The organism is Streptomyces sp. NTH33 (genome assembly GCF_003236365.1).
Classification (GTDB): domain Bacteria; phylum Actinomycetota; class Actinomycetes; order Streptomycetales; family Streptomycetaceae; genus Streptomyces.
In genome coordinates this window covers 21274-28085 of sequence record NZ_POTZ01000038.1, presented here as the reverse complement: position 1 = coordinate 28085, position 6812 = coordinate 21274, and the positions used below count along the sequence as shown (strand labels likewise).

Annotated in this window: 6 protein-coding genes; 3 read left to right on the top strand and 3 right to left on the bottom strand. The window is 70.7% G+C overall.

Annotated elements, in window-relative coordinates; genetic code table 11:
- The first annotated feature begins 559 nt into the window (after window positions 1-559).
- The 3 genes from pdhA to C1I97_RS06365 are packed head-to-tail and all read left to right on the top strand — an operon-like array spanning window position 560 to window position 4178.
- Window positions 560-1756: a pyruvate dehydrogenase (acetyl-transferring) E1 component subunit alpha gene (pdhA, locus tag C1I97_RS06375; protein WP_111002241.1), complete on the top strand. Its 1197-nt coding sequence runs from the start codon at window positions 560-562 to the stop codon at window positions 1754-1756.
- Window positions 1757-1758: 2 nt separating this feature from the next.
- Complete coding sequence (locus tag C1I97_RS06370; RefSeq protein ID WP_181446593.1) at window positions 1759-2754, top strand: alpha-ketoacid dehydrogenase subunit beta; 996 nt, start codon at window positions 1759-1761, stop codon at window positions 2752-2754.
- An 11-nt stretch (window positions 2755-2765) separates the two neighbouring features.
- Entirely contained in the window at window positions 2766-4178 is a 1413-nt protein-coding gene (locus C1I97_RS06365; protein WP_111002239.1) for a dihydrolipoamide acetyltransferase family protein, read from the top strand.
- A 91-nt stretch (window positions 4179-4269) separates the two neighbouring features.
- On the opposite strand, the gene C1I97_RS06360 is transcribed toward C1I97_RS06365, so the two are convergent.
- The 3 genes from C1I97_RS06360 to C1I97_RS06350 form a co-directional block, all read right to left on the bottom strand.
- On the bottom strand, window positions 4270-5253 hold the full coding sequence (locus C1I97_RS06360; RefSeq protein ID WP_111002238.1) for a DUF1648 domain-containing protein: 984 nt from the start codon (window positions 5251-5253) through the stop codon (window positions 4270-4272).
- Complete coding sequence (locus C1I97_RS06355) at window positions 5250-5597, bottom strand: GntR family transcriptional regulator (RefSeq protein ID WP_111002237.1); 348 nt, start codon at window positions 5595-5597, stop codon at window positions 5250-5252. The genes C1I97_RS06360 and C1I97_RS06355 overlap by 4 nt, the downstream gene beginning before the upstream one ends.
- Before the next feature lie 124 nt (window positions 5598-5721).
- A complete protein-coding gene (locus C1I97_RS06350; RefSeq protein ID WP_111002236.1) occupies window positions 5722-6624 on the bottom strand; it encodes a D-alanyl-D-alanine carboxypeptidase family protein in 903 nt (300 codons plus the stop codon).
- Window positions 6625-6812 lie beyond the last annotated feature (188 nt).

Below are 6812 nucleotides of genomic sequence, written 5' to 3'. Positions count from 1 at the left end.
GGGCATGGGGGGTGGTACACAAGGGCGCGGCACGCGCCAGATGCTAGGGCACAGAAGAAGTCTGTGAGCTGGGCATTGTCACAGAAAGTCGTCGACAGTCGCTTTCGGTCACAACGGGTCGCGGCGTCGTTCTCCTCCGTGCCCGGCCCGTCGGCGCGCCTGTCCCCCCGCGGTGTCCTCCGTCCAGAGCAGTTCCGGCCACTTGTCAGCTCTTCCCGACTCAGGGGTGACCGGGATAACGTGCCGGTGTTCCGGCCCTCTGCACGGTTGTGACCAGCGGCTGCCCCGATGCCCGGCGCGATACTTGGACGTCCAAGGAAAAATACTTGGAAATCCAAGAAAACGCGCAGGTCAGGAGGGTTTCCCAGAAATGTGGAGCACTGGGTAACGTGACTGCTGCAGGGCGCTCGCCGGGGCACCTGTCACGCCTGTTCCCGGCCGAGTGGCACCCACCCCGTGCCCGTGGTCAGCAGGCGAGCCGCTCCCCCAGGCTCTGGCGAGCAGGGGGGACCCCAGGCCAGCCGGCAACCCCGGGGGCCGGACCGACGGAGGAGCACACGTGACCGTGGAGAGCACTGCCGCGCGCACACCGCGACGCAGCGCCGGAAGCAAGACCGGTTCGACCGGTACGAAAGCCGCCGGCACCAGGGGCCGCGCCGGCGCCAAGAAGGGCGCCGACCCCGAACTCGTGCAGTTGCTGACGCCCGAGGGCAAGCGCGTAAAGAACGCCGAGTACGACAAGTACGTCGCCGGCATCACCGCCGAGGAGCTTCGCGGTCTGTACCGCGACATGGTGCTCACCCGCCGCTTCGACGCCGAGGCCACCTCCCTGCAGCGCCAGGGCGAACTGGGCCTGTGGGCCTCGCTGCTCGGCCAGGAGGCCGCCCAGATCGGCTCCGGCCGGGCGCTGCGCGACGACGACTACGTCTTCCCGACCTACCGGGAGCACGGCGTCGCCTGGTGCCGCGGGGTCGACCCGACCAACCTGCTCGGCATGTTCCGGGGGGTGAACAACGGCGGCTGGGACCCCAACGGCAACAACTTCCACCTCTACACGATCGTCATCGGCTCCCAGACGCTGCACGCCACCGGCTACGCGATGGGCGTCGCCAAGGACGGCGCGGACTCCGCGGTCATCGCCTACTTCGGCGACGGCGCCTCCAGCCAGGGCGACGTGGCCGAGTCCTTCACCTTCTCCGCGGTCTACAACGCCCCCGTGGTGTTCTTCTGCCAGAACAACCAGTGGGCGATCTCCGAGCCGACCGAGAAGCAGACCCGTGTGCCGCTCTACCAGCGCGCGCGGGGCTTCGGCTTCCCCGGCGTGCGCGTCGACGGCAACGACGTGCTGGCCTGCCTCGCGGTCACCAAGTGGGCGCTGGAGCGTGCCCGCAGCGGTGAGGGGCCCACCCTGGTCGAGGCGTACACCTACCGCATGGGCGCCCACACCACCTCCGACGACCCCACCCGCTACCGGGGCGACGAGGAGCGCCTGGCCTGGGAGGCGAAGGACCCGATCCTGCGCCTTCGCCGCCACCTGGAGTCCGTACACCACACGGACGAGGGATTCTTCGCGGAACTCGAGGCCGAGAGCGAGGCGTTGGGCAAGCGGGTGCGCGAAGCGGTCCGTGCGATGCCCGACCCGGACGACTTCGCCATCTTCGAGAACGTGTACGCGGACGGGCATGCGCTCGTCGACGAGGAGCGCGCCCGGTTCGCCGCCTACCAGGCGTCGTTCGCGGACGCAGAGGGGGTCTGATCATGGCAGCGGAGGCTGTGACATTGAAAAACATGGCGCTGGCCAAGGCGATCAACGAGTCGCTGCGCCGTGCCCTGGAGTCCGACCCCAAGGTCCTGATCATGGGCGAGGACGTCGGCAAGCTCGGCGGCGTGTTCCGGGTGACGGACGGTCTGCAGAAGGACTTCGGCGAGAGCCGGGTCATCGACACCCCCCTCGCCGAGTCCGGCATCGTCGGCACCGCGATCGGTCTCGCCCTGCGCGGCTACCGCCCGGTGGTCGAGATCCAGTTCGACGGCTTCGTCTTCCCGGCGTACGACCAGATCGTCACGCAGCTGGCGAAGATGCACGCCCGCTCGCTGGGCAAGGTCAAGCTGCCGGTCGTCGTCCGCATCCCCTACGGCGGCGGCATCGGCGCGGTCGAGCACCACTCGGAGTCGCCGGAGGCGCTGTTCGCCCACGTGGCGGGCCTGAAGGTCGTCTCCCCCTCCAACGCGTCGGACGCGTACTGGATGCTGCAGCAGGCCATCCAGAGCGACGACCCGGTGATCTACTTCGAGCCCAAGCGGCGCTACTGGGACAAGGGCGAGGTCAGCACGGAGGCCATCCCGAGCCCGCTGCACAAGGCGCGGGTCGTCCGCGAGGGCACGGACCTGACGCTGGCGGCCTACGGCCCGATGGTGAAGCTCTGCCACGAGGTGGCCGCCGCGGCCGCCGAGGAGGGCAAGTCCCTGGAGGTCCTGGACCTGCGTTCGGTGTCCCCGCTGGACTTCGACTCGATCCAGGCGTCGGTGGAGAAGACCCGCCGCCTGGTGGTGGTCCACGAGGCACCGGTGTTCTTCGGCTCCGGCGCGGAGATCGCCGCCCGGATCACCGAGCGCTGCTTCTACCACCTGGAGGCTCCGGTGCTGCGGGTCGGCGGCTATCACGCGCCGTACCCGCCGGCCCGCCTGGAGGAGTCGTACCTGCCGGACCTGGACCGCGTGCTCGACGCCGTCGACCGCTCGCTGGCGTACTGAGGGAGAGGTTCGTGACGACGATGACCGATGCGTCCGTGCGCGAGTTCAAGATGCCGGATGTCGGCGAGGGTCTGACCGAGGCGGAGATCCTCAAGTGGTACGTCCAGGTCGGTGACACGGTCACCGACGGCCAGGTGGTCTGCGAGGTCGAGACGGCCAAGGCGGCCGTCGAACTGCCCATCCCCTACGACGGTGTGGTGCGCGCGCTGCACTTCGCCGAGGGCACCACGGTGGACGTGGGCACGTCCATCATCGCGGTGGAGGTGGCGGGCGCGGCACCGGCGGAGGTCCCGGCGCAGGCCCCGGCGGCCGAGCCGAAGACGGACCAGGAGCCGAAGGCGGAGGGCCGCCAGCCGGTCCTGGTGGGCTACGGCGTCTCGACGTCCGCCACCAAGCGCCGCCCGCGCAAGGGCCCGGAGGTCGCGGTCTCCCGGGCGTCGACGGCGGTCCGGACCGAGCTGAACGGCCACGGCACCCCCGCCGCCGCTCCCGGGGCCGGGCCCCGCCCGCTGGCGAAGCCGCCGGTGCGCAAGCTGGCCAAGGACCTGGGCGTGGACCTGGCGACGGTGGTCCCGTCCGGCCCGGACGGCATCATCACGCGCGAGGACGTGCACGCGGCGGTGCCGGCGACGGCGACCGCGCCGGCGGCACCGGCCCCTGCTCCGGCGACGGCGGAAACCCCGGTGCCCCAGGCCCCGGCGCCCGTGCCGTCGTACGACACGGCCCGCGAGACCCGCGTCCCCGTGAAGGGCGTCCGCAAGGCGACGGCGGCGGCGATGGTCGGCTCGGCGTTCACCGCGCCGCACGTCACGGAGTTCGTGACGGTGGACGTGACGCGGACGATGAAGCTCGTCGAGGAGCTGAAGCAGGACAAGGAGTTCGCGGGCCTGCGCGTGAACCCCCTGCTGCTGATCGCCAAGGCCCTCCTGGTCGCCATCAGGCGCAACCCGGACATCAACGCCTCCTGGGACGAGGCGAACCAGGAGATCGTGGTCAAGCACTACGTCAACCTGGGCATCGCCGCGGCCACCCCGCGCGGCCTGATCGTCCCGAACATCAAGGACGCCCACGCCAGGACGCTCCCGCAGCTCGCGGAGGCGCTCGGCGAGCTGGTGACGACAGCGAAGGAGGGCAGGACGTCCCCCGCCGCCATGCAGGGCGGCACGGTCACGATCACCAACGTCGGCGTCTTCGGTGTCGACACCGGTACGCCGATCCTCAACCCCGGCGAGTCCGCGATCCTCGCGGTCGGCGCGATCAAGCTCCAGCCGTGGGTCCACAAGGGCAAGGTCAAGCCCCGTCAGGTCACCACCCTGGCCCTCTCCTTCGACCACCGTCTGGTCGACGGCGAGCTGGGCTCGAAGGTCCTGGCGGACGTGGCGGCGATCCTGGAACAGCCGAAGCGGCTGATCACCTGGGCGTAGCACCCGGCGCGGCCCGGGGCGGACCCACCACACGGGAGGGCCCGCCCCGGCGTCTGCGGGAGCGGGCCCCGGCCCGTCGGCCGGCGGACCGTCAGCGCGCCTGCCGGGCGCGCAGGGCGTTCAGCAGGGCCGCGCCGCGTTCCGCGTCGTCCACGCTGAGCGCGAAGTCGGTGCGCCTGCCCCGGGCGCGGATGACCAGGCATTCGCCGGCGCGCAGCATGACCGTGGTGCCCAGGCCGCTGAAGCGGTAGCCCCAGCCGCCGGCCTGGGTGGGCGTACGGTTCTCGGCGCGGGCGGATTCGACGGCGTCCGGGGTCCAGCGCCGTACCGGCCAGCCGAGCGGGCCGAAGGACACCTCCAGGCCGTGTTCGGAAACGCGTGCCTGGACCGAGGCGCAGCCGGCCGCGGTGAGGGAGGCCAGCGCGCACGAGGCGAACAGGGCCCAGGCCGAGGGCCCCGCGAGGCCGCCGGAGAGGGCGACCAGGGCGGCCACGGCCACCAGTCCGGTCACGGCCGCCAGCAGGTAGAGCCAGGGGTTCGTGGTGCGCGAGAACCACACCACCCGCTCACCCTCGGGCAGTTCCAGCGCCGGTCCCTGGCCGTCCTGTCCCGCGGACGCCGGGCCGACGGGGCGCTGCCGCGTGCTCACCAGCCATCCCCCGATCCCGGCGAGGAGCGCCGCGGCCACGGAGGCGACGACCCACCCGACCGACAGACGGGCCTGGTGCCAGTCCGTGCGGTCGAGGTTCGCCCGTACGACGGCCGCCTGGGTGCCGGCGATGACGATGCCGACCGTCGGCAGCACGGCCACCGCCCACGGCCGGGTCACCGCGCGGGCGTCCCGGCCGGCCCGCCACCGCGCCACCTCCACGCCCGCGCACAGCACGAGCCAGATCAGCGCCGGGAACACACAGGCCGCCCACAGCGGCATCGAGCCGTCCGGCGCGGACCCGTCGAAGCTCCAGTGGGTCGCCAGCCGGTCCGGCAGCCGACTCTTCGCGGCCCAGGGAAGCGCCGCGATCAGGGCCGCCGTCCCGACCGTCCAGACCGCGGCTCCCCAGCGCGTCACCTTCATTGCGTACCCCTGATCATTTCGATGAGATCGTTCCGGCTGTAGCCCAGGCGGGCCGCCTCGGCCACCAGGTCCCGCACCCGGATCCGCAGCCCGGAGTGCTGCTCGGCGTCCTCGGCCACGGTCACGCCCCTGCCCCTGCGGAACTCCAGCAGACCTTCGTCCCGCAGACCGCGCAGACCGCGCAGGACCGTGTTGACGTTGATGTCCAGCGCCTGGGAGAGGTCGCGTGCCGACGGCAGGCGGTCGCCCGGCCGACACTCCCCCTCGGCGATGGCGCGCCGGATGGCGCCCGCGACCTGCTCGTGCAGGGGCCTGGTGTCTCGCTTGTCCAAACGCAGCAACATGATGCTAATGACAGTATCACCATCAGTACATCGGTGTGCGGTCGGCGTCCTGGTGGGCGTGGTCACAGAAAAAGGGCCCGCCGCTGGTCGTCAGCGGCGGGCCCGTCACGCGGGTGAGCGGGTGTCAGCCCAGCTGGGCGAAGCCGTAGTTCAGGAGCTTCGTGGCGTCCGTGCCGCGCTGTGCGACGGACGAGGAGGCGAGGACGGTGCCGATGACCGTCTTGCCGTTGCGGGTGGCGGCGAAGACCAGGCAGTACTTGGCCTGCGGGCCGGAGCCGGTCTTCACGCCGATGGCACCCTTGTAGCTGCTGAGCAGCGTGTTCGTGTTCGTCCACGTCGCCATCGTGCGGGTGCTGCCCGTCTTGGTGGTGGTCTTGGCCGTGTACGACTTCGTCTTCACGACCGTGCGGAACGTGGAGTTCTTCATCGCGCTGCGCGTGAGTTTCGTCAGGTCGCGCGGCGTCGAGTAGTTGCTGCCCTTGCCGATGCCGTCGAACGAGTCGAAGCGCGTGTTCTTCATGCCGAGGCTCTTGGCGGTGGTGTTCATCTTGCCGATGAACGACTTCACCCGCGCGTCCCGCGTCGAGCCCGAGCCGAACTTGTCGGCCAGCGCGTACGCGGCGTCGCAGCCCGAGGGCAGCATCAGGCCGTACAGCAGCTGACGGACGGTCACCTTGTCGCCGACGATCAGGTGGGCCTGGGAGGCGTTGTTCTTGACGACGTAGTCGCTGTACGCCTTCTGGATGATGACCTTGGCGTCGAGGTTCAGGTTCGACTGCGCCAGCACGACCTTGGCGGTCATGATCTTCGTGGTGGAACCGGTGGAAAGGGGGGTGTCCGCGGCCTTCGTGTACAGCGACTTGCCGGTCGCGTTGTCCATCGCGTAGCCGCCCTTGGCCACGATCGACGGCTTGGTGACGGCCTGAGCGGGTGCCGCGGTGAGGGCTCCGGTGGCGAGCATGGCGCCGGTCGTCACGGCGACTGCGGCGGCTCTGCGGAGACGGATGCCCTGGATGCCGGTTTTCAAGTGAGGTACCCCGATTGTATCGAATGACCCTTCGGTGCGGCAGGGTTGAGTGCCCACGGGAGTGGGGCCGCGTCTGTCTGACTCGCAACCGGCGCGGATGGTTGTGTGGTTGCCGGGGCTTTTTTCTCACGGGACGGCCGGTCCGCATGCCGGGCGGGGCGTGCCATGCGTACCTCTTGTATCTATGC

Bases quoted from the DNA above. Each gene is read 5' to 3' on its own strand.
- C1I97_RS06360 (WP_111002238.1), bottom strand. From the start codon at position 5,253: ATGAAGGTGACGCGCTGGGGAGCCGCGGTCTGGACGGTCGGGACGGCG.
- C1I97_RS06370 (WP_181446593.1), top strand. From the start codon at position 1,759: ATGGCAGCGGAGGCTGTGACATTGAAAAACATGGCGCTGGCCAAGGCG.
- C1I97_RS06355 (WP_111002237.1), bottom strand. From the start codon at position 5,597: ATGTTGCTGCGTTTGGACAAGCGAGACACCAGGCCCCTGCACGAGCAG.